The sequence below is a fragment of the Candidatus Pyrohabitans sp. genome, assembly GCF_054014795.1.
The window spans coordinates 1-22,147 of record NZ_JBPMGE010000015.1 but is presented as its reverse complement, the minus strand read 5'-3'; the positions used below and the strand labels follow the sequence as shown (position 1 = coordinate 22,147).

At 52.8% G+C, this 22,147-nt stretch carries 33 protein-coding genes; 15 read left to right on the top strand and 18 right to left on the bottom strand.

Annotation, left to right across the window (positions count from 1 at the left end):
- Window positions 1-33: 33 nt before the first annotated feature.
- Entirely contained in the window at window positions 34-1,239 is a 1,206-nt protein-coding gene (locus ACXJJW_RS01495) for a phospholipase D-like domain-containing protein (RefSeq protein WP_456473948.1), read from the bottom strand.
- 100 nt (window positions 1,240-1,339) lie between these two features.
- Here ACXJJW_RS01495 and ACXJJW_RS01490 point away from each other — a divergent pair, with 100 nt between their 5' ends.
- Together ACXJJW_RS01490 and ACXJJW_RS01485 are read left to right on the top strand one after the other, a co-directional pair.
- On the top strand, window positions 1,340-2,539 hold the full coding sequence (locus tag ACXJJW_RS01490; protein ID WP_456473947.1) for a PAS domain S-box protein: 1,200 nt from the start codon (window positions 1,340-1,342) through the stop codon (window positions 2,537-2,539).
- Window positions 2,539-4,053: a sensor histidine kinase gene (locus ACXJJW_RS01485; RefSeq protein ID WP_456473946.1), complete on the top strand. Its 1,515-nt coding sequence runs from the start codon at window positions 2,539-2,541 to the stop codon at window positions 4,051-4,053. The genes ACXJJW_RS01490 and ACXJJW_RS01485 overlap by 1 nt, the downstream gene beginning before the upstream one ends.
- Here the strand turns inward: ACXJJW_RS01485 and ACXJJW_RS01480 are convergent.
- From ACXJJW_RS01480 to ACXJJW_RS01450, 7 genes are all read right to left on the bottom strand, one after another.
- A complete protein-coding gene (locus tag ACXJJW_RS01480; RefSeq protein ID WP_456473945.1) occupies window positions 4,007-4,171 on the bottom strand; it encodes a hypothetical protein in 165 nt (54 codons plus the stop codon). The two genes, ACXJJW_RS01485 and ACXJJW_RS01480, sit on opposite strands and share 47 nt — an antisense overlap.
- On the bottom strand, window positions 4,168-4,584 hold the full coding sequence (locus ACXJJW_RS01475) for a cytochrome b family protein (protein ID WP_456473944.1): 417 nt from the start codon (window positions 4,582-4,584) through the stop codon (window positions 4,168-4,170). The genes ACXJJW_RS01480 and ACXJJW_RS01475 overlap by 4 nt, the downstream gene beginning before the upstream one ends.
- Window positions 4,585-4,593: 9 nt before the next feature.
- Window positions 4,594-5,253, bottom strand: a complete 660-nt coding sequence (locus tag ACXJJW_RS01470) for a cytochrome b (protein ID WP_456473943.1) — start codon at window positions 5,251-5,253, stop codon at window positions 4,594-4,596.
- Complete coding sequence (locus ACXJJW_RS01465) at window positions 5,250-5,567, bottom strand: hypothetical protein (protein ID WP_456473942.1); 318 nt, start codon at window positions 5,565-5,567, stop codon at window positions 5,250-5,252. Before ACXJJW_RS01465 ends, ACXJJW_RS01470 begins: the two co-directional genes overlap by 4 nt.
- A 1-nt stretch (window position 5,568) precedes the next feature.
- Complete coding sequence (locus tag ACXJJW_RS01460) at window positions 5,569-5,739, bottom strand: hypothetical protein (protein WP_456473941.1); 171 nt, start codon at window positions 5,737-5,739, stop codon at window positions 5,569-5,571.
- 36 nt (window positions 5,740-5,775) lie between these two features.
- The gene (cimA, locus tag ACXJJW_RS01455; protein WP_456473940.1) at window positions 5,776-7,338 is read right to left on the bottom strand and encodes a citramalate synthase; all 1,563 of its coding nucleotides are present in this window, start codon (window positions 7,336-7,338) and stop codon (window positions 5,776-5,778) included.
- 91 nt (window positions 7,339-7,429) lie between these two features.
- Window positions 7,430-7,642: a hypothetical protein gene (locus ACXJJW_RS01450; RefSeq protein WP_456473939.1), complete on the bottom strand. Its 213-nt coding sequence runs from the start codon at window positions 7,640-7,642 to the stop codon at window positions 7,430-7,432.
- Between the two features lie 51 nt (window positions 7,643-7,693).
- On the opposite strand from ACXJJW_RS01450, the gene ACXJJW_RS01445 reads away from it, so the two are divergent.
- The 4 genes from ACXJJW_RS01445 to ACXJJW_RS01430 are packed head-to-tail and all read left to right on the top strand — an operon-like array spanning window position 7,694 to window position 10,485.
- A complete protein-coding gene (locus ACXJJW_RS01445; protein WP_456473938.1) occupies window positions 7,694-7,978 on the top strand; it encodes a UPF0175 family protein in 285 nt (94 codons plus the stop codon).
- Window positions 7,979-7,995: 17 nt separating this feature from the next.
- Window positions 7,996-8,442, top strand: a complete 447-nt coding sequence (locus ACXJJW_RS01440) for a PIN domain-containing protein (protein WP_456473937.1) — start codon at window positions 7,996-7,998, stop codon at window positions 8,440-8,442.
- Window positions 8,443-8,473: 31 nt separating this feature from the next.
- Window positions 8,474-9,484: a flippase-like domain-containing protein gene (locus tag ACXJJW_RS01435; RefSeq protein ID WP_456473936.1), complete on the top strand. Its 1,011-nt coding sequence runs from the start codon at window positions 8,474-8,476 to the stop codon at window positions 9,482-9,484.
- A 29-nt stretch (window positions 9,485-9,513) separates the two neighbouring features.
- The gene (locus tag ACXJJW_RS01430) at window positions 9,514-10,485 is read left to right on the top strand and encodes a nucleotidyltransferase domain-containing protein (protein WP_456473935.1); all 972 of its coding nucleotides are present in this window, start codon (window positions 9,514-9,516) and stop codon (window positions 10,483-10,485) included.
- Window positions 10,486-10,499: 14 nt separating this feature from the next.
- Here the strand turns inward: ACXJJW_RS01430 and ACXJJW_RS01425 are convergent, their stop codons facing one another.
- Window positions 10,500-10,808: a PadR family transcriptional regulator gene (locus ACXJJW_RS01425; RefSeq protein ID WP_456473934.1), complete on the bottom strand. Its 309-nt coding sequence runs from the start codon at window positions 10,806-10,808 to the stop codon at window positions 10,500-10,502.
- Between the two features lie 20 nt (window positions 10,809-10,828).
- Entirely contained in the window at window positions 10,829-12,283 is a 1,455-nt protein-coding gene (locus ACXJJW_RS01420) for a sensor histidine kinase (protein WP_456473933.1), read from the bottom strand.
- A 94-nt stretch (window positions 12,284-12,377) separates the two neighbouring features.
- Here ACXJJW_RS01420 and ACXJJW_RS01415 point away from each other — a divergent pair, with 94 nt between their 5' ends.
- Entirely contained in the window at window positions 12,378-13,448 is a 1,071-nt protein-coding gene (locus ACXJJW_RS01415) for an inositol-3-phosphate synthase (RefSeq protein WP_456473932.1), read from the top strand.
- On the opposite strand, the gene ACXJJW_RS01410 is transcribed toward ACXJJW_RS01415, so the two are convergent.
- From ACXJJW_RS01410 to ACXJJW_RS01400, 3 genes are read right to left on the bottom strand one after another with little or no spacing between them, the layout of a single operon-like run.
- Window positions 13,449-13,781, bottom strand: coding sequence for an AN1-type zinc finger domain-containing protein (locus ACXJJW_RS01410; protein WP_456473931.1), 333 nt, complete (start codon window positions 13,779-13,781; stop codon window positions 13,449-13,451).
- Window positions 13,781-14,065: a phosphoribosyl-ATP diphosphatase gene (locus ACXJJW_RS01405; protein WP_456473930.1), complete on the bottom strand. Its 285-nt coding sequence runs from the start codon at window positions 14,063-14,065 to the stop codon at window positions 13,781-13,783. The genes ACXJJW_RS01410 and ACXJJW_RS01405 overlap by 1 nt, the downstream gene beginning before the upstream one ends.
- Window positions 14,062-14,847: a CBS domain-containing ParB/RepB/Spo0J family partition protein gene (locus tag ACXJJW_RS01400; protein WP_456473929.1), complete on the bottom strand. Its 786-nt coding sequence runs from the start codon at window positions 14,845-14,847 to the stop codon at window positions 14,062-14,064. The genes ACXJJW_RS01405 and ACXJJW_RS01400 overlap by 4 nt, the downstream gene beginning before the upstream one ends.
- A 38-nt stretch (window positions 14,848-14,885) precedes the next feature.
- Here ACXJJW_RS01400 and ACXJJW_RS01395 point away from each other — a divergent pair, with 38 nt between their 5' ends.
- The 8 genes from ACXJJW_RS01395 to ACXJJW_RS01360 all read left to right on the top strand — a co-directional run bounded on the left by ACXJJW_RS01395 (window position 14,886) and on the right by ACXJJW_RS01360 (window position 18,881).
- Window positions 14,886-15,128 carry a DUF504 domain-containing protein gene (locus tag ACXJJW_RS01395; RefSeq protein WP_456473928.1) on the top strand — a complete coding sequence of 81 codons (243 nt, stop codon included), beginning with the start codon at window positions 14,886-14,888 and terminating at the stop codon, window positions 15,126-15,128.
- A gap of 370 nt (window positions 15,129-15,498) precedes the next feature.
- Complete coding sequence (locus tag ACXJJW_RS01390) at window positions 15,499-15,711, top strand: hypothetical protein (protein WP_456473927.1); 213 nt, start codon at window positions 15,499-15,501, stop codon at window positions 15,709-15,711.
- Window positions 15,699-16,184 (top strand): type II toxin-antitoxin system VapC family toxin, encoded by a 486-nt coding sequence (locus tag ACXJJW_RS01385; RefSeq protein WP_456473926.1) that lies wholly within the window; start codon window positions 15,699-15,701, stop codon window positions 16,182-16,184. The genes ACXJJW_RS01390 and ACXJJW_RS01385 overlap by 13 nt, the downstream gene beginning before the upstream one ends.
- Window positions 16,185-16,323: 139 nt before the next feature.
- Window positions 16,324-17,121: a class I SAM-dependent methyltransferase gene (locus ACXJJW_RS01380; protein WP_456473925.1), complete on the top strand. Its 798-nt coding sequence runs from the start codon at window positions 16,324-16,326 to the stop codon at window positions 17,119-17,121.
- Window positions 17,122-17,227: 106 nt separating this feature from the next.
- On the top strand, window positions 17,228-17,500 hold the full coding sequence (locus ACXJJW_RS01375) for a DUF3303 family protein (RefSeq protein ID WP_456473924.1): 273 nt from the start codon (window positions 17,228-17,230) through the stop codon (window positions 17,498-17,500).
- 14 nt (window positions 17,501-17,514) lie between these two features.
- Window positions 17,515-18,114 (top strand): DJ-1/PfpI family protein, encoded by a 600-nt coding sequence (locus ACXJJW_RS01370; protein ID WP_456473923.1) that lies wholly within the window; start codon window positions 17,515-17,517, stop codon window positions 18,112-18,114.
- An 84-nt stretch (window positions 18,115-18,198) separates the two neighbouring features.
- The gene (locus ACXJJW_RS01365) at window positions 18,199-18,651 is read left to right on the top strand and encodes a hypothetical protein (protein WP_456473922.1); all 453 of its coding nucleotides are present in this window, start codon (window positions 18,199-18,201) and stop codon (window positions 18,649-18,651) included.
- Window positions 18,648-18,881, top strand: a complete 234-nt coding sequence (locus ACXJJW_RS01360; protein WP_456473921.1) for a hypothetical protein — start codon at window positions 18,648-18,650, stop codon at window positions 18,879-18,881. Before ACXJJW_RS01365 ends, ACXJJW_RS01360 begins: the two co-directional genes overlap by 4 nt.
- A gap of 67 nt (window positions 18,882-18,948) precedes the next feature.
- On the opposite strand, the gene ACXJJW_RS01355 is transcribed toward ACXJJW_RS01360, so the two are convergent.
- The 5 genes from ACXJJW_RS01355 to radC all read right to left on the bottom strand — a co-directional run bounded on the left by ACXJJW_RS01355 (window position 18,949) and on the right by radC (window position 22,106).
- Window positions 18,949-19,971: a polyprenyl synthetase family protein gene (locus ACXJJW_RS01355; protein WP_456473920.1), complete on the bottom strand. Its 1,023-nt coding sequence runs from the start codon at window positions 19,969-19,971 to the stop codon at window positions 18,949-18,951.
- A 5-nt stretch (window positions 19,972-19,976) separates the two neighbouring features.
- Window positions 19,977-20,318, bottom strand: a complete 342-nt coding sequence (locus ACXJJW_RS01350; RefSeq protein WP_456473919.1) for a Holliday junction resolvase-like protein — start codon at window positions 20,316-20,318, stop codon at window positions 19,977-19,979.
- Between the two features lie 46 nt (window positions 20,319-20,364).
- Complete coding sequence (locus tag ACXJJW_RS01345; protein ID WP_456473918.1) at window positions 20,365-20,892, bottom strand: hypothetical protein; 528 nt, start codon at window positions 20,890-20,892, stop codon at window positions 20,365-20,367.
- 120 nt (window positions 20,893-21,012) lie between these two features.
- Entirely contained in the window at window positions 21,013-21,336 is a 324-nt protein-coding gene (locus ACXJJW_RS01340) for a HesB/IscA family protein (protein WP_456473917.1), read from the bottom strand.
- An 83-nt stretch (window positions 21,337-21,419) separates the two neighbouring features.
- Window positions 21,420-22,106: a RadC family protein gene (radC, locus tag ACXJJW_RS01335; RefSeq protein WP_456473916.1), complete on the bottom strand. Its 687-nt coding sequence runs from the start codon at window positions 22,104-22,106 to the stop codon at window positions 21,420-21,422.
- Window positions 22,107-22,147 lie beyond the last annotated feature (41 nt).

Sequence of the window (22,147 nt, the reverse complement as noted above, 5' to 3'; positions counted from 1 at the left end):
CGATAATTAAGTGATAATATAATTTGAAACCAATCACCTACCTCTCCGCAGCCTGAGGGCCAGCACCAGAAGGACCACTGCAAGCAGCACCGCAACCTCACGGCGAAGCTTGCCCTCCGTCCCTCCACTCCTCTTCCAGTCCTCAAGGAAAAGCTTCTCGAAGTAGCGCGCCGGCTCGCCGTAGATTATCACATTGACCTCGCGGTTCTTCTTCGGCGAGTGCTCATTCCAGTTCATACTTCCCAGCATCACCGCCCTGCCATCCACCACAACACCCTTCAGGTGGTACTTATTGATTCCATCACCCGGACGCGCAAGGCGCGCCTCCAGATTGAGGTTCTCCCTCTGCGCAATCTCATTCACATATCGTGCGGTGCGCAGGTTGCTCCTGGGGTCCCCCTTCTTCAAATTGTACCAGGTTGAATCCAGGAGTATCCTGACCTCCACCCCGCGTCTAGCCGCATTAATCACCTCCTCCAGGAAGAGGTTTGGCGTCCTCTCAGGCGAGCCCTCCTTTGCCCTGCCCCAGTAGGTGTAGATATAGAACTGCTCCACATACAGGGAGCGATTTGCGCTTCGAAGCAGAGAAAGCGTGGCATCTATCGCATTATCCGGGGCAACAACAGCAACCACGGGAAAATTACCCCTGAAGCTCCTACCGGTGGAGCGATGCTCTGCCTCTCGTGCGGCTATGAGCATATCCCTCCTATCCTCATACCTCACACTCTGCTTCAGGTCAAAGAAGAAAATCCCAGCGAGAAATCTTGAAAGCTCATCGCTAAATATCACAGCACCCCATCCACGGTTGCCCGTACCCTCGACTGGAAAACCGCTGTTTCCGAAATTTTCGGTTGTTATGAGCACGCTTGTGTTGTCTGCGATTACATATTTCCCATGGTTGAACCTGAGGGAGCCATCGTAGAGATAGACCTCCGCCCCCTGTGCGGCAAGTGTACTCAAAAGAATCCGTTCCCTCTCCGGCATGCCTCCCACCGGCACCCTGTCCACCATGAGTACGACGTGGGTCCCCTCCTGGAGCTCCCTGAGCAGCGCCGCCGCTATCTCTTCGCTGGTGAAGGTGTAGCCATTGACATAAAGCGAGGTGTCGGCCGAGGCGATGAAATTGGTTAGCTCAGGCAGCGCTCCCATCGGAGAGGAGAAGACTGTAATCTGCTCTGCCATAAATTCCTCTGCATGGGCACAGGGGAGCAGGATGAGCAGGAAGAGTATGTATCTCATTGCATAAAGTATTACAATACTCAATAAAAAAGCTCACCCATCAAAAGAGTTAAAAATAATTTTGACACTATATAATAATAGGTTGCACTGTATGAAAGAAATGCACTTCAAACTCTGGAGAGACATTCTGGAAAATCTGGATGATGCTGTAGCTGTAATCGAAAAGGACTTCAAAATAGTGCTTGCCAACCGCAGTTTTGCAGAGCTTTCGGGCCTGGGGGATGGTATAACAGGAAAAAAGCTTTTTGAGGTGTTTCCCTCCCTTACAGAGAGTGCCGAAGGCATGGAACACGGAGGCAGGCTGTATCGCATCACAAGGCTCCCCATTGTTATGAAGGGAGAGAAGGTTCTAACAATTATCCGTGATGTAACTGAAGAGAGAGCCATGCCCGAGATTGGGCGGAACAAAGACTTCCTTGAGAGAATTGTGGAGAGCCTGGGGCATGGCGTTGCCGTTATTGATGATAAATACAGGATTTTAATGTCCAACAGGGCCTACGCTGAGATGTGCGGCATGAGCAAGGCAGAGATTATTGGCAAAAAGTGCTATGAGGTGGCGCATCTTCAGGGTTGGCCCTGTGCCGAGGAAAAAGAGTCATGCCCAGTTCTCGAGGTCTTTTCCACAGGAAATCCCTTTAGCGTGGTGCACAGGCATCACACCAGGAGTGGAAGAACGTATTACGCCGAGATAAATGCTTATCCCCTTAAAAACGACAGGGATGAGGTTAATCTTGTTTTAGAGGTGGTGAATGACATAACCGAAAGATATGAGCTTGAAAAGAAACTGAAGGAGACCGGAGAATTTCTCAACAACATAATGAAAAGTTCTGGAGATGCAATAGTGGCAACCGACCTTGAGGGCAGGATAACCTTCTGGAGCCAAGGGGCAGAGAAGCTGTTTGGCTACACTGCGGAGGAGATGCTCGGTAAGAACATATACGACCTTCATCCAGAGGAGTTCAGGCTCAAGAGGAAGAGGATGGAGGAGTTTCTCCTGGAGTACCTCGAAGATGCAATAAGAAACTACAGGATGAAAATTTACCGAAAGGACGGAAAGCTGGTGGATATCAGCCTATCCCTCTCCCTGCTCAAGGATGCAAGTGGCAGGCCCATAGGCATGGTTGGGATATCAAAGGATATAACCAGGGAGGTTAAGGCAGAGGAGGAGCTGAAGCGAAAGGTGCGTGAGCTTGAGGACTTTTACAACATGGCAATTGGAAGGGAAATGAAGATGATAGAGCTCAAAAATGAGATAGCAAAGCTTCGTGAAGAAATTCGGAGGTTGAGAGGCGAGTTGTGATGTTTAATTTTCTAAAAGAGCTCACCACCACAATAAAAACCTACAGGCTGAGTATCGCCATAGGTGCAAGCGGCTGGTTTCTGCTCATCTTCTACCTCGTCTATGAGTACAAATTCATGGCGGGGTTACGCGGGCTTATTGCCCACCTCACCAGAGATGAGCCTCTGGTTACTACCTTTCACATCATGATCTTTCTTGCCCCGGTACTTTCAACCACCTTCGCATACGTGGTCAGCAGAAAGATAGGCCTTGAAGCTGAGCTCAGGAGGCACACAGAAGAACTTGTGAAGATCGTCGAGGAGAGAACAATGCAGCTGAGGCGCTACTCAGAACATCTGAAGGATCTCGTGGATGAGCGCACTGCGGAGCTGCGTGCAATCCTACATGCCTCCAGGGATGCAGTGATAAATTTCAGTGCCAGTGGTGAGATAGTCATGTGGAGCAGGGGGGCAGAGGATGTCCTCGGATATAGCGAGGCTGAAGTTGCGGGCGAGCCATTTGAGAGCCTCTTTCCTGAAGAGGTAAGGGAAGAGCTCATAGAACTTCTTAAAAAGGCAAGGATAGAGGGCTTTGCAAGGCAGGGGGAGCTCAAGATGCGTACAAAAGATGGAGGCATTATCGACGTGGAGATGACCCTAACCTCAATTGGCAAGCTTGGATTCACAGCCATAGTGCGGGACATTACGCCAAGAAAGCGATATGAGGAGATGCTAAAGCAGAGCAAAGACGCCTACTTCAACATGCTCCAGGATCTGGAGAAGGCGCATGAGGAGCTGAAGTTTGCCTATAATGACCTCCGTGAAATAGACAGGATCAAAACAGATATAATCTCAAATGTGAGCCATGAACTTAAAACCCCGCTGACTGTGGCAAGAGGGTTTATAGAGCTTGTTATGAACGATGTGGACAATAGCACAAGAGATTACCTCAAAAAGGCAGCGGAGGCTCTCGACAAGCAGAAACACATAATAGACGACCTGGTGAAGGTGGCAGAGATACATAGAGGGGGCGTCTCCCTTAATTTTGAGATTGCCAGCCTCGAGGATCTCATAAGAGAGGCGGTGGAGAGCAAGGAAAGCATGGCGGCTCACCAGGGGATTAAGATATATCTGGAGCTTGACAGGGAGCTACCTCCTGTGAAGGTGGATGTGAATAGCATTGAGCATGTGCTCAACAACCTTCTGGACAATGCGATAAAATTCAACCGCGAAGGTGGGGAGGTGAGGGTTAAGGGATATCAAATGAAGGGTGGTGCTTCTGTGGTGGTCTGCATTGAAGACACAGGGATAGGCATAGAAGAGCGGCACCTTGAAAGGATATTCGAGCCGCTGTATCAGGTGGACTCTTCCTCCACCAGGTGCTACCCTGGCACAGGTATGGGACTTGCTCTGGCAAAACGCCTGGTGGAGCTGCACGGCGGGAGCATATGGGTGGAGAGTGAGCCCGGTAAGGGAAGCAAGTTCTGCTTCACCCTCCCCCTGAGCAACAGCGCACCCTTACAGACAGGTGTATGAGGAGTACGGCGGAGAGGGCAAGGAGCAGAGCCTGAGCCAGACTGCCGGTAAATAGCCTCTCCACGGCTAAGGTCATGAGTGCAACCGCAGTAAGCTTGGCACCAATCTCGGCTTTCATTTTAATGCTGCATAGCTGGCAACGCCTGTGGTGTAGGCGTAGTAGGCAAAGTAAAGGATGAACAGCACGAAGGCGATGCCTGCGATGCTCCAGGCACGTCTCTGCAGAGGCTTTGCCACCTCTTTCTCACCGCGGTCTATGAAGGGGAGGAGAAGTATCAATATGAGCACCGCCACAGGTAGAGCCACGACCATACTCAGATTGGCTGAACTGCCCCAGAGGGCGAGTAAACCGAAGAGGGGAGAGAGGTACCACTGGGGCTCTATTGCAGTGATTTCCCCTGGCATGGCCTCCTGGTCGAGGGGTGCAGGAAGATAGGCCGAAAGAAGAATTAAAATGCCCAGCACAAAGCTGGCGACTGCCAGCTCCCGAACCATCTGGTAGGGAAAGAAGGGTATCCTCTGTTCGCTCATCTCAACACCTCACAGGTAGCTTGCTATTCCCTGCCTCCTTACAATCAGAAAGTGGATGAGTATCAGTGCAAAGGCGGCCACGGGTATGAGAAAGACATGCAGGAAATACAGCCTTGGAAGGGTTTCTCCGGTTATTGCAGCTCCGCCTAGGAAGACCTTCACCAACCATGCACCGCCCAGAGGGAGGGAAGCAGGGGCGAGCACAACAATACTTGTGGCGCCGTAGCTCGTAACATCCCAGCGCAGGGCATAGCCGCTGAACCCAAAGGCGAGGGTAAGCAGGAGGAGTGCCACACCAACAAGCCAGTTAAGCTCCCTGGGTTTGCGGTAGGCACCCATGAAGTAAACCCTGAGCATGTGCAGGAGCACTGCCGCAATCATAACATTGCCTGCCCAGTAGTGGAGGCTTCTAACCAGGGAGCCTAAGGGCACTTCATAGGTTATCATGCGCACACTTTCATAGGCGAGAGCTGCATCTGGCTGGTAGTATCTCGCAAGGGCTATGCCTGTGACCACCTCTATCAGAAAGGCGAAGAAGGCTATGCCGCCGAGGCAGTACACAGGATTCGAGGCATGTTTTGGCACAGTCCTGCGGAGGGCACGTTTTATGTCCCTGCGAATCCCGAGCCTCTCATCCAGCCAGTCTATCAGCTTTGCCGAGAGGCTCATTGTCCACCCCCCGAGAGGTACTTCAGGATAAGTGCAAAGCTGCTGATGGTTATTGCAACTATAGCAATCCCCAGGGTGCCCTTGATGAATCCCTTCTCGCTGGAGATTATTCCCACCCTGCTTCGCCTCTCCAGGAAGTCGGCCAGAAGCTCATCCAGAAGCTCATACCTCACAACATAGAGCGAAGCTCCAAGTGATAGGAAGGCGGCACCCAGGTATGTGCCCACAAGCCTGGGTTCTCCCATAATGAGTGCCTCCCTCATTGCAGCAAGGGAGAGCAGAACAGTCGCAAGGGAGAGGCACATAAGTTTCATTTCAACCACCGAGGCTTTCGAATATGTGGTCAAGCATGAGCACCAGAAAAATCACTGCAAAACTCAGCACAAAGCTCACTGGTTCGCCAGGCGCATAGTCGCGCAAGGACACTGCAGAAACCATGAGTACCAAGGGAGCGGCAGCCACCAGAGCATGGATTTTTTCCACCATTCCGGATTAAAGATTCCCCCGGTGGTATATAAAGTTTCAGTTTTCCTGTTCTTTCATCAGCTTGTACTCAATGCTGTCGGCGAGGGCGAGGAAGCTGGCTTCGATTATGTTCTCAGAGACTCCAACGGTGCCCCAGCTCTGCCTGCCGTTACTGCTCTCTATAAGCACGCGCACCTTGGCTCCTGTACCCTCGTGGGTGTCGAGAACGCGCACCTTGTAATCGGTGAGGTACACCTGACTCAGCACCGGATAGAACTTCTCCAGCGCCTTGCGCAGCGCATTGTCCAGGGCATTCACAGGGCCGTTGCCCTCCGCAGCGGTGTGCTCATACTTATCGCGAACCCTCACCTTCACCGTCGCCTCGGAGCGCAGTCCCTCGCGTTCTGTGCTCACAATTACGCGGAAGCCTTCAAGCTCAAAGAAGGGTTTTGTCAGGCCAAGGGCACGCTTCATTAGCAGCTCAAAGCTCGCCTCTGCACCTTCGAACTGATACCCCTGCTTCTCCATCTCCTTGAGCTTCTGGAGTATGAGCTTTAATTCAGGGGAATCCTTCTCCAGGGCGATACCGTACTCTCTGGCTTTTACGTATATGTTTGTCCTGCCAGAGAGCTCAGAGACCAGGAAGCGGCGCTCGTTGCCAACACTCTCAGGGTCCACATGCTCATAGGTGCGCGGCGCCTTGTAAACTGCATCAACATGAATCCCTCCCTTGTGGGCGAAGGCTGAGCTTCCCACATAGGGCAGGTTGTGCTGATGCGGCAGGTTGGCTATCTCGCTGATGAAGCGCGAGACCTCTGTGAGCCTTCGCAGCTGCTCGTCGCCGATGCAGTCAATGCCCAGCTTGAGCTTGAGGTTGGGTATTATGGAGCAGAGGTTTGCATTACCGCACCGCTCGCCGTAACCGTTTATGGTGCCCTGAACCTGCACAGCGCCAATTCTCACACCAATAATCGAGTTCGCTACCGCAGTGTCGGCGTCGTTATGCGCATGTATGCCCAGAGGCGCTCCAACTCTGCGCTTCACCTCCTTCATAATCTCCATCGTCTCAAAGGGAAGTGTTCCCCCGTTGGTGTCGCACAGCACCAGGCAGTCCACCCCTGCATCTTCGGCAGCGCGCAGCGTGGCGAGAGCATAGTCGGGGTTGCCCTTGTAGGCGTCGAAGAAGTGCTCTGCATCAAAGAACACCTCCAGCCCGTGCTCCTTGAGAAACTCCACACTCTCTGCAATCATCGCCAGGTTCTCCTCAAGGTCAACCTTGAGCGCAGCTCTGACATGCAGGTCCCAGCTCTTGCCGAAGATGGTCACCGTGCCAACGCCGCTGTCCACGAGGGCACGGAGGTTCGCGTCCTTCGCTGCCTTAACCTTTGCCCTGCGGGTGCTGCCGAAGGCTACAAGACGGGCGGTGTTCAGCTCAAGCTTCTTTGCACTTTTGAAAAACTCCACGTCCTTGGGATTCGAGCCCGGCCATCCGCCCTCTATATAGTGTATCCCGAGCTCATCCAGCTTTGCGGCAATGCGAAGTTTATCCTCTACCGAGAAGGAGATATGCTCAGACTGCGCCCCGTCGCGCAGCGTTGTATCGTATAACTTCACCTGCATTGCCTGCAACCTCTTTCCCGACATGCCATAATCCTGAAATAACAATTACAAACATGTTGACAAGGTACATCGCACGAATGCCAACGGACGGTTATTTTGTGATGTCGGAAATTTTTATTGCAAGTACAAAAAAGGCGAGTCCCAGGAAAAACAGCACTGCAAACTGGGAAATGTCATTATTTAAGAGAAAGTAAACCGAGAACATGATGGACGTGAATCCAAATATCCCATTGATAAGTGCAGATTTAAGGGAACCTACCCTGTAGAGATGCACCGGCCGCAGAATCCTCCCTCCAGTTTGCAATTTGGATTTTCGCCTGCAGTATATTTAAATCTTTTCATGTGTGATTAGGTGTTGTATGAGGATAGGATAATACTTCAAAGAATATCGTTAATGTTAACCCTCTGGGTGATAACTATGACAGAAGTTTCTTTAAAGTTACCCATAGACATAAATGAGAAAGAGATAAGGGTAATCTTAGCCAGTGAACTATATGCAGAAGGTAAGTTAACTTTAAAACAGGCAGCTGAGTTAGCAGGGCTGAATGTCTGGGACTTCCTTTATGAGCTTGGAAAGAGAAAGAAGAGCTTTACCAATATTACACCTGAAGAACTTGAAGAAGAACTTAAGTCACTATGATCGCCGATACCGGACCATTGATAATCCTCTACAAAACCCACCTGTTGTCCCTTCTTAAGGCGCTTTATGGGCAGGTGCTCATACCAGAGGCGGTGAAAAAAGAACTGCTTACAAAGAGGGAAGGGGTTCATCTGCTTCAAGCGAATCCATGGATAAGCGTAAGAGTTGTTGAAGGCGAGCTTACAAAGGTGCTTAGGGTGTTCCTTGATGAAGGGGAGGCTGAAGCCATATCACTTGCTAAAACTCTCGATGATATCCTTCTCATCGATGAACGGAAGGGCAGGAAAATTGCAGGTGAACTTGGGGTGGAAATCAGAGGAACACTTGGCCTACTTGTAGAGGCCAAGAGGAGAGGTTTTATAAATAGAGTAGGGGATAGATTGCAGGAAATCATGTCTAAAGGGTATTATATTGATGAGAAGCTTCTGGAGCTCGTATTGAAAGAGGTAGGTGAAGAGAACTAATCCATGAGAACGTGATGTGGTCAGGTGTTGTATGAAGGCGGTGAAGCTCAATCTGCTGGTTCTCATCCTGGTAACCCTCCTCCTCATAGGCGCAGCCGGAAAGATAAGCTGGCGTGAGGCACTGGCCCTCGCCTCAGGGGCGAGATACGAATTCATCGCCCTCGCGATAGGCATAACCATCGCAAGATTTCTGCTCTGGAGCTTTAAGTGGCTGCTGTTAATCAAATCCATCGCAGGGGATGTGCGCTTCTCGCGAATTTTTGTGATTCTGCTCGCAGGCTTATTTGTGAGCACCTCCACACCGGGAGCAAATGTGGGCGGCGAGCCCCTGCGCGCCTACTACCTCGCCAGGGAGGCTGGAATCAAGAAGAGCGCCGCAATGGCAACAGTTATGATGGACAAGGCAGGAAACTACACCGCCTTCTTCACCTTTTCTCTGGCCTCAATATTTATGCTCTGGCTGTTCCTGGAGATACCTCCTGTACTCAAGTTTTTAGGGGAGGTTCTCCTGCTTGTGCTTGTCCTTGCCGCAATTTCCTCCACCTACCTCAGGCGAAGCGACGCCGCCCAGGCGAGGGTGCTCCGCTTTGTGTACCATCTCCCTCCGCTTGAGATGCTCAGAAGGAGGTTCAGCAGCTACGCTGCATTTGAGAGCTTCGTCTCCGCAAGGTTTGAGCTGTTTCTGTGCACCTTCAGGGAGCTTACAACGCAGCGCCGTGCCCTCGTGGCAAACCTGCTGCTCTCCTTTGCCATCTGGCTAACCTCCTACCTGAAGACATACCTAGTTTTCCTGGCGCTGGGGGTTAACGTATCCCTGCTGCTCATTACCGCTGTGAAGACTGTGGCAATCCTGGTGGGCATGGCGAGTTTGTTGCCCGGCGGCGTGGGTGCAACAGAGGCGACGATGGTGGCGCTTTTCGCAGGCGCAGGCGTCTCCGGAAGCGCTGCCCTCGCCGGCATACTGCTCTCGCGCGCTATTTACTACTTCTTTGCCATCGGCCTGGGGTACGCATCCCTGCTCTGGCTGAGACTTCGCTCTTAGTTGCACGCGTTAAGTTTTGTGCTTAGCGCATGGCCGGAGTAAGGCTGAGGGACTTCATAGTGACCCATGAGGGCATGATATTTGCGGTTGTGAGTTATGTCCACCCTCCGCAGCGCTACCTCGCATTCCTGCGCTACTATCCCTCTAACCATGGCGAGAGGAGGGGGTACTGCAAGGTGGCCTCGACGGAACAGTCCTTCCATTACCTGCAGGAGCACTTCCCTGAGTACATTTTAAGCCACGCTGGAGCGCGCCTCCAGGCGGTACCTTCCTCCAGGGTGGAGAAGGTGCTGAGCCCACGGGAAAGGCTGGCGGAGATTTTGGAGAAGCCGGGAGATTCCCTGGAGGCAAAGACCGCTGAACTCGCAGAGGTCTTTTCTGGTGTGGTGCCTGCGAGCAGGCTGGGTGTAACCGGCTCACTGCTCGCTAGGCTGCACCTGCCAGCGTCGGACATAGACCTTGTGATTTACGGCAGGGAGAACCACCGCAGGGCGAGAGCCCTGCTTGCGGAGTTGATTGAGGAGGGCGATGCGCACATACAGGAGCTTACCCTGGCCGAGTGGCGGCGCGCCTATGAGAAGCGCTTCCCCGGCGAAAAAACACTGAGCTTTCCGGATTTCCTGTGGCACGAGCGGCGGAAGTTTCACAAGGCGAGCTTCAAAGGCACAACCTTCGACCTCCTACTGGTCAGGGAGAGGTGCGATGAGAGCTGGGGGAAGGAGAGCTACACCCACCTCGGCATGGCTGAGGTTAACTGCGCGGTGGAGGATGCCTCCCTCGCCTTTGACTATCCGGCGCGCTATGCGGTGAGCTGCAGCGATGAAGGTGTTGAGGAAATTGTGGCCTACAGCCACACCTACGCCGGGCAGGCTTTCGAAGGCGAGCGGATACTTGCGAGGGGCCGCCTTGAGGAGGTGGTCTCGCGCAGGAGAAGTTACCTCCGCCTCGTTGTGGGCACAACGCGGGAAGCAGAGGGAGAGTACATCAGAGTGGTTGGGTAAACAATTGCAGAAAGCTAGCGCTGGTTCTCAAGCTTCTCAATTACTGAGCGCAGGTAGGCGATGCCCTCCTCGAGAAGCCTCTCCCCCTTCTTGGTTATTCTGTAGTACTTCTTGTTATTGCTGCGCCTCGCCTCCACATAACCCTCCCCCTCCAGGCGGTATAACACCACGTAGGGTGTTACCAGCGCTGGTGAGATTCCAAACCTCTCCTTGAGAAGAGGCTTGATCTCGTAGGCATAAAGCTCCCGCTCCTTCAGGAGCCTGAGTATGTATAACCAGAGCACCTCCTTTGTTGTCTTATTTCTCAGACGCTGCAGAGGCATGAGTAACTATTGGCGTGGGCTTATAAATTTGTATCCACACCCTTGGGCAGTCTTACGTAGAATATGCTCCCTCCCTCGGGGTTGTCCTCCACCCAGACTTTGCCGGAGTGGAGCTCAACAATCCGCTTCACTATGGCCAGGCCCAGACCTGTGCCCATAACACCGCGCTTCTCCTTTCTTGTAAATCTCTCAAAAATCGTCTCCTTGAACTCATCAGCTATCCCAGGTCCAAAATCCTTAACAGCCACCAGGTAGCTGTCACCCTCTTCCTTTACCTCTATCACCACCCTCCCGCCATTGCTGGCATACTTGGCTGCATTCGTGAGGAGGTTGAGGAACACATGCTCTATTATCTTCGAGGCCCTTATGGGCAGCTCCTCTTTAAAATTAAGCTCCACCTTCATGCCCCCCTCCTCAAGCAGGGGCTTGGCTTCATCCACGGCGCGCTTTATAACTTCGGCAAGGTTGAGCGTCGTCAGCTCCATGCCCCTGCTTGCATCCAGTTTTGCCAGCAGAGAGGCGTCTTCAACTATCTGAATAAGCTTGTCAATACTCCGCTTTACCGCCTCGATATTTTCCCTCTCTTCTTCGGTATGCGCATCCATTTCCAGAAGCTCCACAAAGTTCCTTGCAACCCCCGCGGGATTGAGTATGTCGTGGCGCAGTATGTCGAGGAAGAGGTCCTTTATTCTGTTGCTCTGCTCCAGCTGTGCCGCATATCTGCGCAGCTTTTCCTCTGCAAGCACCCTCTCCGTGACGTCGCGATACAGCTCAATTATCTGCTCCACCTCACCTCCGCTGTTGAACACCGGATACGCAAACACCTCAAAGTATCTAGTTCTTCCCTCTGCATCCTCCACCTTCCCCAGGAAGCTCACAGGCGCACGGGTGGCTATCACCTCCTCCATGAGACAGGAACCATGGGCAGCGCAGATATTTATACTGCCCTTTGGAATCTGGCTGCAGGATTTTCCGATAAGCTCTCCACGGCTCAGCCCTGTGAGCTCCTCAAAAGTCTTGTTCATCTCCCTTACCCTGAACTCCATGTCTATCGCCACAAGCGCCTCCTGAATGCTGTCCATCAGAAGACGCAGATAATTCTTTGTCTTTTCAATCTCCCTGGTTCTTTCCTCCACCCTCTTCTCGAGATTATCTGCATACTCCTTCAGCCTCTCATTGAGCTTCATCTGCTCTCTGAATGTGTACTCGCTGATATGCATGACAATAAGCACAAACACCGCCACAAGGAGGAAAATAAGGGCTATTATATAGGTTTCTTCCACCAGTCTTAATCCCAGGAAAAGCTCATAGAAGTAGGCCACATAGCCAATAAGGAATAGAGCTATAAGTAATCCTGCAGCCTTCCACAATCTGCTGTAAATTATCTGGCCCGGAATTCGGGCATATTTAACCGCCGCCGCTGCCATGAACAGCGTGCCCAGCATGACAAGCAGCATCTGAAGATGTTCTCCCATTATATGTAGCTTTAGTGCAGAGATATTTAAACACTATTTTATGACCATAAAATACTTATACTATTTTATGAACATAAAACACCGGTGAGCACTCATGGGAAAGGTGAGAGTGGCTATAATTGGTGTGGGCAACTGTGCCTCCTCGCTGGTGCAGGGGGTGGAGTACTACAGGAAGGCCGGGGAAGACGAAAGCATTCCCGGGCTGATGCATGTAAAGCTTGGAGACTACCACATAAGTGACATAGAGTTCAGCGCTGCCTTTGACATAGACGCGAGAAAGGTGGGAATGGATTTGAGCGAGGCGATCTTCACAGAGCCGAACAACACTGTGAAGTTCGCCAATGTTCCAGAGCTTGGAGTTGAGGTTATGCGGGGCATGACCCACGACGGGCTGGGCAGGTATCTGAGCGAGAAGATAGAGAAGCACCCCTCGCCCACGGTGGACGTGGCGGGAGTACTTGAAGAGACTGCAACAGACGTGGTTGTGAATTATCTCCCTGTCGGAAGTGAGTTCGCCACCAAGTGGTATGTGGAGCAGGCGCTAAAGGCGGGCTGTGCCTTTGTTAACTGTATCCCTGTGTTTATAGCGCGGGAGCAGCGCTGGCAGGAGGTTTTCAAGAAGGCTGGTGTGCCCATCATCGGCGATGATATTAAGTCTCAGGTGGGCGCCACAATTGTGCACCGCACCCTTGCGAACCTCTTTAATGCGCGCGGGGTAAAGCTGGAGCGTACAATGCAGCTAAATGTGGGTGGCAACACCGACTTCTACAACATGCTGGAGCGTTCTCGTCTGGAAAGCAAGAAGATATCCAAAACCAGCGCAGTTACGTCCATGCTGGACTACGACATTGGCGAGGACAATGTGCACATAGGGCCGAGCGACTATGTTGCCTGGCTTACCGACAGGAAATGGGCATACATCCGCCTGGAGGGCAGAAGCTTCGGCGATGTCCCCCTTAATATCGAACTCAAGCTGGAGGTGTGGGACTCACCAAACAGCGCAGGCGTGGTCATAGACGCCATAAGGTGCGCCAAGCTCGCCCTTGACCGCGGAATTGCGGGGGCGCTGGAGGCACCCTCAGCGTACTTCATGAAGTCCCCGCCGGTACAGCATCCGGACGAGGTAGCGAGAGAGATGGTCGAGGCCTGGATACGCGGGGCGTAGCTATAATACCCCCAGGGAGCGCAGCAATACGCTGAGCACAATAAGCACCACTAGGATGTACAGCACCTTGCGTGCGTCGAGGGTAGAGAAGAACTCCCGCACTCTATCCGCAATGCCCCTCTCAGGCTCCCTCCCCGCGAGGTGCTTGTACTCTGCCTTAAAGGGTTCATATATCCACTTCTCGGGCTCCTTTCCACGGGATTCCTTGTACACCACCAGCCCTGGGCACTCGTGGCTCTCGGGCAGGCGGTGCTCTGCGCAGAACCTGCTACCGCAGAACTTGCAGGTGAAGGGCATGCTTTCACTTGCCCCGCAGTAGCTGCACTTGGCCACTACCTTCGCCTCCTCTCAAGTTCACGATAGACCTGAGACATATCAGCACCCTTGGATGCGAGGAGCACCATGAGGTGGAATATCAGGTCGGCACTCTCATAAATCAGCTCCTCTTTGTCAGCGCTTTTGGATGCGAGGATTACCTCTATTGCCTCCTCACCCACCTTTTCCAGAATCTTGTCCTCACCATTGGCTATGAGCGAGGCAACGTAGCTTTCCGGCGTAGGGTTGGCTTTCCTCTGCTTGATGACCTCAAAAACCTCATCCAGAATGTTGCAGCTCATTTTCGCTTTCCTCCGACTATATCGGCGACTATGCCGTGCTCCGTCTCTTCAACAATTTTAATGTCATCGATGCTTTTCAACCCCTGTGCACGGGCGGTGCGCTCAAGGCCGAGTTCAATATCCCGGCTGAGCACTATTATGTAGGCGTCTATCTCCTCTATTCCCAGCTTCTTCGCTGCAAGGGCACGGTGGTGGCCGTCGACGAGTACAAGGCGATTGCCGGTTTTTATTACCACCACGGGCTCTGCCAGGCCGCGGGTCAGCTCATATTCTCTGCCACGGAACTCATCAGGATGAACTGTCGCCTGCGTTGGGAGGAGCTCAGAGATTTTAACCCTGCCCAGGCGCACAATGCTCTTAACGCCATAGAGCTTCTCAAGCGAGTCCTGAAGCTTCTTAACCTTTCCAGGGGTTGCGCGCTCTATGTGGGAGCGGATTACGTCGGTTATGGTGACGATGCCTACCAGCTTCATGTCCCGGTCTACCACAGGTAAGCGGGAGAAGCCCCGCCTGAACATAACCCTCGCTGCATCTATCAGACGAGTGTCTGGAAAGGTCACAGTAACGTCGCGGGTCATTACATCGCGCACATACTTGCCTCCCTCGCGGAGCACCATGTCGCGGGTGGTGATTATTCCTATTATGTTCCCATTCTCCACCACGGGGAAGCCGTCATGATTGGTCTCCCGCATCAGCTTTTTAACCTCTTTAAGCGTCTTATCGGGGGAGATGGTGATAACGTTGGTGGACATGTAGTCTTTTACCTTCTGGTTCGCGCTCATCGGTACTTAAATTAACCTTAACGCAAATAAGTGTTTCCATGGCAAAGCGCATCCTCGATGAGCTAAAGTGGCATCCTGCGAAGAGTTTGAAGGGGGTGAAGATTACCTATGTGCACCGCGGTGTGCCTGGCGATGAGATTACCATCTCAGGCGAGGATATTCTTGCGCTTGAGAGGAGTTTCTTCGTGATTCAGCGAGGCGGACGGGAGACGAGGATACCCTACCACAGGATTAAGGAAATAAGGCTTCAGGGAAAGGTGATTTACAGGAAGAGAAGCTGACCTCGGTTATGGATCCCTTTTCATTATATACAGTGGCCCAAGCTAACCTTTTATAAAACCGCAAGGGGGGCTGTTAAAAGCAGGATAGTTAAAGAGGGCGAGGATGAGGCGGTAATCCATGTCACAGGTGCCTGTGGAAGGATATGGAGGGATGGCATCCCGGGGTGTGCGCCTCCATCGGAGCCTACGACTCCGAGCTGATCGAGGATTTAAACAAAAATATAGAGCACTCCATAGCATACAAGAGGAGTATTGGGGGCCAGGGTATGCGAGCTGGATATTGAGGCAGCTGAGAAAGCAGAGGTCATTACTTTCTTTTGAAGATTCTTTTTAAATGAGAATTGTGGTCTCAATTAAAGAGGTGGAAAAATTGGGCACCCCACTGAGAAATTCAACGCTAAGGGAAATAAGAAAAATGAAGGTGGAGGAGCAGATAAAACTGATGGAAGAGCTTATACTCATGCTGAAGAAGGGAGTCAAAAGGAGGAGTGTTCGGGAGCTGAAGGGGCTTGGAAGGGAAGTGTGGAGGGGTGTTAACGTGGAGGAGTACATCGAGGGTGAGAGGTCTTCATGGAACTACTGAAGAAACTAACAGGCAAAGTAATAGGGATAGATACATCTCCGCTGATATATTTTATTGAGAGTGAAAGATTTTCTAATGTCGTGGATCCCATTTTTGAGTTAATAGATAAAGGTGAATGTGAGGGTGTTACATCCACAATAACTCTACTGGAGGTTCTTGTTCAGCCTTATCGGCTTACCCGTGAAGATTTGGTTAAGAAGTACTCTGAAATACTGCTAAACTCAAGGAATCTACAGGTATATCCAGTTTACAGTGAAATAGCAATAGAAGCCGCAAAACTGAGGGCGAAGTATGGAATTAGAACACCAGATGCTATCCAGATAGCCACTGCCATATATGCTGGAGCATATGTTTTCATTACAAACGATAAAAGACTTAAAAAAGTAAAGGAAGTAGAGGTGACTCTGCTGAGCGAATTAGAAAAAATTAGCCCCAGTGGTGGCGAATCTCCGGGGAGTACTGGAGGTGAGTGAGACTATAGAGATAGTTTCTGTAGTGTCGCTGTACATGTTCCTGAATACCTTCAACAATGCGCTTGGGCTTAGGTATTGAGGTTGCCTGCGGAAGAAATTTAAGGGGGAACTTGATTGAAGATGACGCGAGGGGTGAAAGTTGAACTTCTCGGACATAGCGGAGGAGTATGAGAGGCATGCGACGGTGCAGAGCTCCGCCGGAGAAAGGCTGCTCTCCCTGCTCAGAATCTCCGGCGATGAGGATGTGCTCGACCTCGGCTGCGGAACCGGTGCTCTTACGAGGAGAATAAGGAACCTGACGGCGGGAAGGGTCGTGGGCGTTGACCCCTCGGCGGCGATGATAGATAGGGCTGTGGAGAGAAGCAGAGGACTAAGCATCATCTACGAAATCAAAGGCGCGGAGGAGCTTGATTACGAGGAGTGCTTCGACGTGATATTCTGCAACTCCGCCTTTCAGTGGTTCAGGGACCCTGAGAGAGCGGTGGGGAACTGCTTCACCGCCCTGCGCAGTGGCGGCAGACTTGGTGTGCAGGCACCCGCGAAGAGGGTGTACTCCCCCAATTTCATAGAGGCGGTGGAGCGGGTGAAGCAGGACGAGAGAACCGCGGGCATCTTCGACCACTTCAGGAATCCCTGGTTTTTCCTCGAGACGGCAGAGGAGTATGCACGCCTCTTCCGGAGGGCGGGGTTTGAGGTGCTGCTTTCAAAGATTGAGACCACCACAACGGAGCACACACCTGAAGAAGCCTTCAGGATTTTCTCCTCCGGGGCGGCAGCGGGATATTTGAACCCGGCGTACTACGGCATTGAGCTTTCAGAGGCGTACATCTCAGCCTTTAAGGAAGTGGTGAGGAGGAGCTTTGAGGAGCAGGCAGATAAGCGCGGGGTGGTAAGGCTGAAGTTCTACAGAATATTTCTGGTGGGGGTTAAAGCATAGCCTTCCGGGAAATTTTGGAGTAGCACGCGGCTGAAAGTTGAACACGAAACCTTTTTAAGAAACGCGGGGTAACCTCTCAACACAGCTGAGTCGGGGGGTTAGAAAGATGCTCTTCCTGGTGGTCAGCTCTCCGGAGACCGCAAAGCCAGAGGAGGTTAAGGCGGCGAGGCTGAAGTTCAGGGAGTGGATAGCCAGCCTTGAGGAGGAGAAGCTGCTGTGCTTCTACCCCAGGGTGGGCAGGGGCTCTGTTGTAATCTTTGACGTGGCCTCCAACGACGAGCTACACAGGCTGCTGACGGAGTGGTCGGCGATTGTGCCCGCGAGCTTTGAAGTTTACCCCCTTGCAACGCCGGAGAAGGCGGAGGAGATGCTGAGGTAGAGCAGGTGATTGAGATGAAGAAGGTCCTCCTCTTCCTCGCCCAGGGCTTTGAGGAGCTGGAGGCAGCCGCCTTCATAGACGTCTTCGGCTGGACGCGCGTTACCCCCGGCGTTGAGGCTGTGGAGCTTATCACCACGGGTCTGCGCAGCGAGGTTAGGGCGGCTCATAGCCTGCTGGTGAAGCCGCAGCACCTGCTGGGAGAGCTTGACCTGGAGGAGTTCGACGCCTTTGCCCTGCCGGGAGGCTTCCACGACAGGGGCTTTACCGAGGCCTACTCGCGGGAGGTGCTTGAGGCAATGAGAACCATATACGATAACGGCGGAGCAATCGCAAGCGTGTGCGTCGGCGCAAAGCCAATAGCAAAGGCGGAGCTTTTGAGGGGAAGGAAAGCCACCACCTACCCCTTTGACGGTGGGGTGCACACCCGCTATCTTGCGGAGCAGGGTGCCAGCGTGGTTGACGCAGCCCTCGCCGTAAGCGGACGCATCATAACCAGCTCCGGGCCAGCCACCGCCGTTGAGGTTGCCTTCAAGCTCCTGGAAATTCTCTCTGGAAGGGAAGACGTGGAGAGGGTGAAGGAGGCGATGGGGTTTGGAGCTGCGAAGAGCGAGTGAGGAGGACCCCCCGCTGGTGCTTGATCTGCTGAAGGGCGAGGAGCTTTTTGTTGGCAGGTATGTGGCGCTGAGTGGGGCAGAAAGATGAAGGACGTTATTGCCGTTCGCACCTCTGCTCCTCCTGAGGCGGTGCATGAGGTGTTCACATCTCTGGAGAAGATTAGAATATGGGAGCCCTCCCACGGGTTGCCTTTTGTGAGGCACGAGTGGTCTCCAGATAGGGGAAGGGTTGGGGTGGGCAGCACATTAAGAGTCAAAGCTGTGCCATGGACCTTTACAGCGAGGTGCGTTGAGGTTGGCGAAGACAGGGTGGTGTGGGAGTTCACTGGGGGACCATTAAAGGGCACAGAAACCTGGATAGCCAGAGCTGAAACTGATGGGAGCAGCATAATAAAGCTGCTCGTCTACGAGGTGCCCAGACTCAGGAACAGACTGTTGTGGGTGCTGCTGGGGAGGAGAGTGCACAGCTGGGCAAGCAGGAGGCAGCTAATGTGCGCTAAAAGGCTTGCAGAGGAGAAGAGCGAGGGCTGGCGATGAATTTCGGGGCGCTTGTTATGAAGGCGGTGGGGCTGTTCCTTATGCTGGACGCAGCCCTCGCGCTGGTGCTGGGAAGACGGTACATTTCGCTCGGGCTCAGCTATGCGCCGGGGTGGTACCGCAGGCTTATCCTGCGCATTTTGGAGCTTCCGCCACCAGCGCTGCTGGCGCTGGAGCTGGCGGAATTTTCTTTAGGCTTGTTTTTGTTTCTGCTCGCTGGAAGGCTGTGAAAGAATTTCAGTGAAACGGAAATCTTAGATTAGCCCCGGTAGCCGCTATCAGAAAATCAGATGAAGTCTAGGCATACCACTCCAGACTCTCGGCAACGTAGTCTATGAAGCCGGCGAAGACCTGCTTAACCTCTTCACTCAGCGAGGTTTTCCCTATCTCCGTCTTCGCCCCCGCAGCGTGCTGCCCTGCGATGCGCTTTGCCTCATCGAGAGCGCCGCAGCTCCGCACGATTTCTTTAACCCTCTCAATCTCCGCCCTGCCAGCGCTCCTCGAGGCGAGTATCCTGCGGAGCTCCTCCCGCTCTTTCTCGGGAGCAAGCTCCAGCGCAAGGGCGATGTGCAGGGGCTTCTTGCCGCGCAGCACATCTCCGCCGGGCTCTCGCCCGTATTGCTCCCTTGTGGCGAAGGTGCCTATGATGTCGTCCTGGATGTCGAAGGCATAGCCTATCTCTGTGCCCGCCCTCTCCAGGTGCTCGCGGTCTTCTCTCCCGGCTTCGGCAAGCACAGCGCCCGCGAGCAGTGTAAGCCTGAAAAGTGAGGGTGCGCGCCTGCTCGCCATCGCATACCACTCCTCCACGCTGGGCTCGACATGCTCAAAGTAGGCATCAAGCACCTGACTCTCATTAACCTCGCGGTAGGCACGTGCAAACAGGCGGCGGAGCTCCTCCGATTTTGGCACATCTTCAAGTACTTCAAACGCCATGGCGTAGAGCATATTGCCTGTGAATACCGCCGCAGCCTCACCGAAGCCCTCACCCAACCCGAAAAGGCGGTGGAAAGCCTTACCCCCGCGCCGCTCTTCATCACCATCAACGAGGTCGTCGTGGAGGAGTATCGCATGGCGGTAAAGCTCAAGCGCCAGCGCAAGGGTTCTCGCATTTGCATCCACCCCGCCCCTTATGCCAGAGTAAACGAGCAGCGCACTCGTCGTCGCGAGACGCCTGCCCCTCCTGAGCACATATTCGGCGAGGTTTTCATACAGCCTGCCCAAGAAGGGATGGTAGCTTGCCTCCTCTTTTGCGCGGGAGAAGTACAGCCTCACCTCGTTTTCGATTACAGCGTCGTACTCGTCCAGTATCTCCTCACCCATCTCCACTACCTCAGCCGAATCTCCTTAAAGTATACCCTTTTTGAATTTATTATCTCTTTAATCCTGCTCTGCCCTTTCGAAAGCCTTGAATTTGCTGACTTGAACTCTATGAAAATTATCCTGTCGTCCTCAAACTGCACCCCATCCACAGGTGAGCCGAGGAAGCGGAAGTTTTCTGCGCTGTAGGGGTACTCCTTTAGAAAGGGCAGAAACTGCTCGTATATCCTGCCGTGCCTCGAAGCGATGCTCTGACGCATTGAAAGCTCTCGCCTTGCTGCACGACGGTAGTGCAGCAGAAGCAGGAACTCAACCGCCGCTATGCCTGCGAGCAGCGCTACAGTGTTCATACGAAAATCTTAGGAGGCAGCGCTGTAATATACTTTCCGGGATGGGTCACAAAAGTTTTACTCCGAGTATCACAAGAATAACACCTGAGATTATTCTGAGGATTTCTGGATTTGTTCGTCTGTAGAGGAAAATTCCACCGAGAAGGGTGGAAAGGAAGCCGGTCCCGACTGAAAGGAGTACAAATCTGATTGTGTGACTTTCCAACTTCATGCTCAACCCATCCGGGATATGGAGCATTGAGTAAATTAAAGCCACAGCGATGCCGACCTTTGCCACCTCCTTGGCTCTTATACCCACGTTTATTCCAAGGAACTCCAGTCCGAGAGTTATCAGCAACAGCGCAGAGAAAAGGTAGAACTGAGGAAATATGGCACTTCTTATAGCATCTGCGAACACCGCCACTATAAGCGAGAGCGCACCCACGGCAAGATAGACCAGAGCCACAGCATAAAACTTCTTTCGCAGGGTGGCAGCTACACTTATACATCCCACACCTGAGAATACACTCATCCCAAAAACTAAGGCCAGCTTTAAGTCACTTACCACACCTGCGGAGAGCGCTGCCAGTAGCACACCGTCGAATACTGGCGAAGAAGCTATGAGGAAAAGTCTGTAAAGTCCCGCTGATCACCCCTCAGCGAGGATATTGAAAGTCCAGGTGACCACCCACCTTGATGCACCCCATACATTATCCTAGTGGCAGGATGAGCATCCGCTGCCGCAGGCGCTCTCAGCATTGGGGTTGTGAACCGCAAATCCCGCGCCGTAGGGGGTTTCGATGTAGTCTATTTCAGCATCCTCAAGGTGAGCCTCTACAGCCTCGCTTAAGAATAACCTGATCCCGTTGCTCTCAATCTCCTTCTCGCCCTCCTCCGCCTCCTTGGCAAGGCCCATACCGTAGCTCGGGCCGCTGCAGCCTGCACCGGCGATGTACAGCTTAATGCCATAATCTTCCTTACCCTCTTCTTTAAGAATCTTCTTCAATTCTTCAACAGCTCTTTCAGTTATTTTTACCATTTTACCACCCTTCCCTTCCACCTGTGCTGTGCCATCTTAAAGGAATTATAAAAAGGTTGGGCAATTTCGTGCACTTCCGCCTCTCAAACATAACCTCTGTCGCGAAGGCTCACGTAGCGCCCATCTCCTATGACCAGGTGGTCCAGCAGCTCAATGCCGATAAGCTCCCCTGCATTTTTGAGCGCCCGGGTTATCCTTATGTCCTCCTCACTTGGCTCCGGGTCCCCGCTGGGATGGTTGTGGGCCACTATCACGCGGGTGGCAGCCTCTTCCAGGGCAATCCTGAACACCTCGCGGGGCTGAACAACACTCGCCTCCATTCCACCCTGGGATATGTATGCAAAGCGCAGCACCCTGTTTTTAGAATTCATGTAGAGACCTGCAAAGGCCTCCACCTTCCGCTGAGAAAGTCTCTGCTGAAGCACCCTAAAGGCCTCTGCAGAGCTTTTAATCACGGGCCTCTCATCGGCGCTGCTCACTGCCACCCTGCGGGCGAGCTCAAAACACGCTGCTATCTGACACGCCTTTGCATCGCTTATCCCGTGAATCTTCTTGAGCTCTCCAACACTGGCACGGGCTAGGTCTTTCAGGCTGTATTCACTCAGAATCCTTGAGGCGAGGTTGAGGACACTCTCATCCTTTGTGCCAGTTCTGAGCAGAATAGCAAGGAGCTCGGCGCTGGAGAGTGCCTCGGAACCGTGGTTAATAAGCCTCTCCCTGGGCCTCTCCCCTGGCGGCATGTCCTTTATTTTAATCTTATACCCGCCCATCCGTAAAGAGTTTTCTTAAGGGGGTATAAAAAATTTGCCAA

Coding starts and splice junctions, on each gene's coding strand:
- ACXJJW_RS01495 (WP_456473948.1), bottom strand. CDS start 1,239: ATGAGATACATACTCTTCCTGCTCATCCTGCTCCCCTGTGCCCATGCA.
- ACXJJW_RS01490 (WP_456473947.1), top strand. CDS start 1,340: ATGCACTTCAAACTCTGGAGAGACATTCTGGAAAATCTGGATGATGCT.
- ACXJJW_RS01485 (WP_456473946.1), top strand. CDS start 2,539: ATGTTTAATTTTCTAAAAGAGCTCACCACCACAATAAAAACCTACAGG.
- ACXJJW_RS01480 (WP_456473945.1), bottom strand. CDS start 4,171: ATGAAAGCCGAGATTGGTGCCAAGCTTACTGCGGTTGCACTCATGACC.
- ACXJJW_RS01475 (WP_456473944.1), bottom strand. CDS start 4,584: ATGAGCGAACAGAGGATACCCTTCTTTCCCTACCAGATGGTTCGGGAG.
- ACXJJW_RS01470 (WP_456473943.1), bottom strand. CDS start 5,253: ATGAGCCTCTCGGCAAAGCTGATAGACTGGCTGGATGAGAGGCTCGGG.
- ACXJJW_RS01465 (WP_456473942.1), bottom strand. CDS start 5,567: ATGAAACTTATGTGCCTCTCCCTTGCGACTGTTCTGCTCTCCCTTGCT.
- ACXJJW_RS01460 (WP_456473941.1), bottom strand. CDS start 5,739: ATGGTGGAAAAAATCCATGCTCTGGTGGCTGCCGCTCCCTTGGTACTC.
- cimA (WP_456473940.1), bottom strand. CDS start 7,338: ATGCAGGTGAAGTTATACGATACAACGCTGCGCGACGGGGCGCAGTCT.
- ACXJJW_RS01435 (WP_456473936.1), top strand. CDS start 8,474: ATGAAGGCGGTGAAGCTCAATCTGCTGGTTCTCATCCTGGTAACCCTC.
- ACXJJW_RS01430 (WP_456473935.1), top strand. CDS start 9,514: ATGGCCGGAGTAAGGCTGAGGGACTTCATAGTGACCCATGAGGGCATG.
- ACXJJW_RS01425 (WP_456473934.1), bottom strand. CDS start 10,808: ATGCCTCTGCAGCGTCTGAGAAATAAGACAACAAAGGAGGTGCTCTGG.
- ACXJJW_RS01420 (WP_456473933.1), bottom strand. CDS start 12,283: ATGGGAGAACATCTTCAGATGCTGCTTGTCATGCTGGGCACGCTGTTC.
- ACXJJW_RS01415 (WP_456473932.1), top strand. CDS start 12,378: ATGGGAAAGGTGAGAGTGGCTATAATTGGTGTGGGCAACTGTGCCTCC.
- ACXJJW_RS01405 (WP_456473930.1), bottom strand. CDS start 14,065: ATGAGCTGCAACATTCTGGATGAGGTTTTTGAGGTCATCAAGCAGAGG.
- ACXJJW_RS01400 (WP_456473929.1), bottom strand. CDS start 14,847: ATGAGCGCGAACCAGAAGGTAAAAGACTACATGTCCACCAACGTTATC.
- ACXJJW_RS01395 (WP_456473928.1), top strand. CDS start 14,886: ATGGCAAAGCGCATCCTCGATGAGCTAAAGTGGCATCCTGCGAAGAGT.
- ACXJJW_RS01385 (WP_456473926.1), top strand. CDS start 15,699: ATGGAACTACTGAAGAAACTAACAGGCAAAGTAATAGGGATAGATACA.
- ACXJJW_RS01375 (WP_456473924.1), top strand. CDS start 17,228: ATGCTCTTCCTGGTGGTCAGCTCTCCGGAGACCGCAAAGCCAGAGGAG.
- ACXJJW_RS01370 (WP_456473923.1), top strand. CDS start 17,515: ATGAAGAAGGTCCTCCTCTTCCTCGCCCAGGGCTTTGAGGAGCTGGAG.
- ACXJJW_RS01365 (WP_456473922.1), top strand. CDS start 18,199: ATGAAGGACGTTATTGCCGTTCGCACCTCTGCTCCTCCTGAGGCGGTG.
- ACXJJW_RS01360 (WP_456473921.1), top strand. CDS start 18,648: ATGAATTTCGGGGCGCTTGTTATGAAGGCGGTGGGGCTGTTCCTTATG.
- ACXJJW_RS01355 (WP_456473920.1), bottom strand. CDS start 19,971: ATGGGTGAGGAGATACTGGACGAGTACGACGCTGTAATCGAAAACGAG.
- ACXJJW_RS01350 (WP_456473919.1), bottom strand. CDS start 20,318: ATGAACACTGTAGCGCTGCTCGCAGGCATAGCGGCGGTTGAGTTCCTG.
- ACXJJW_RS01340 (WP_456473917.1), bottom strand. CDS start 21,336: ATGGTAAAAATAACTGAAAGAGCTGTTGAAGAATTGAAGAAGATTCTT.
- radC (WP_456473916.1), bottom strand. CDS start 22,106: ATGGGCGGGTATAAGATTAAAATAAAGGACATGCCGCCAGGGGAGAGG.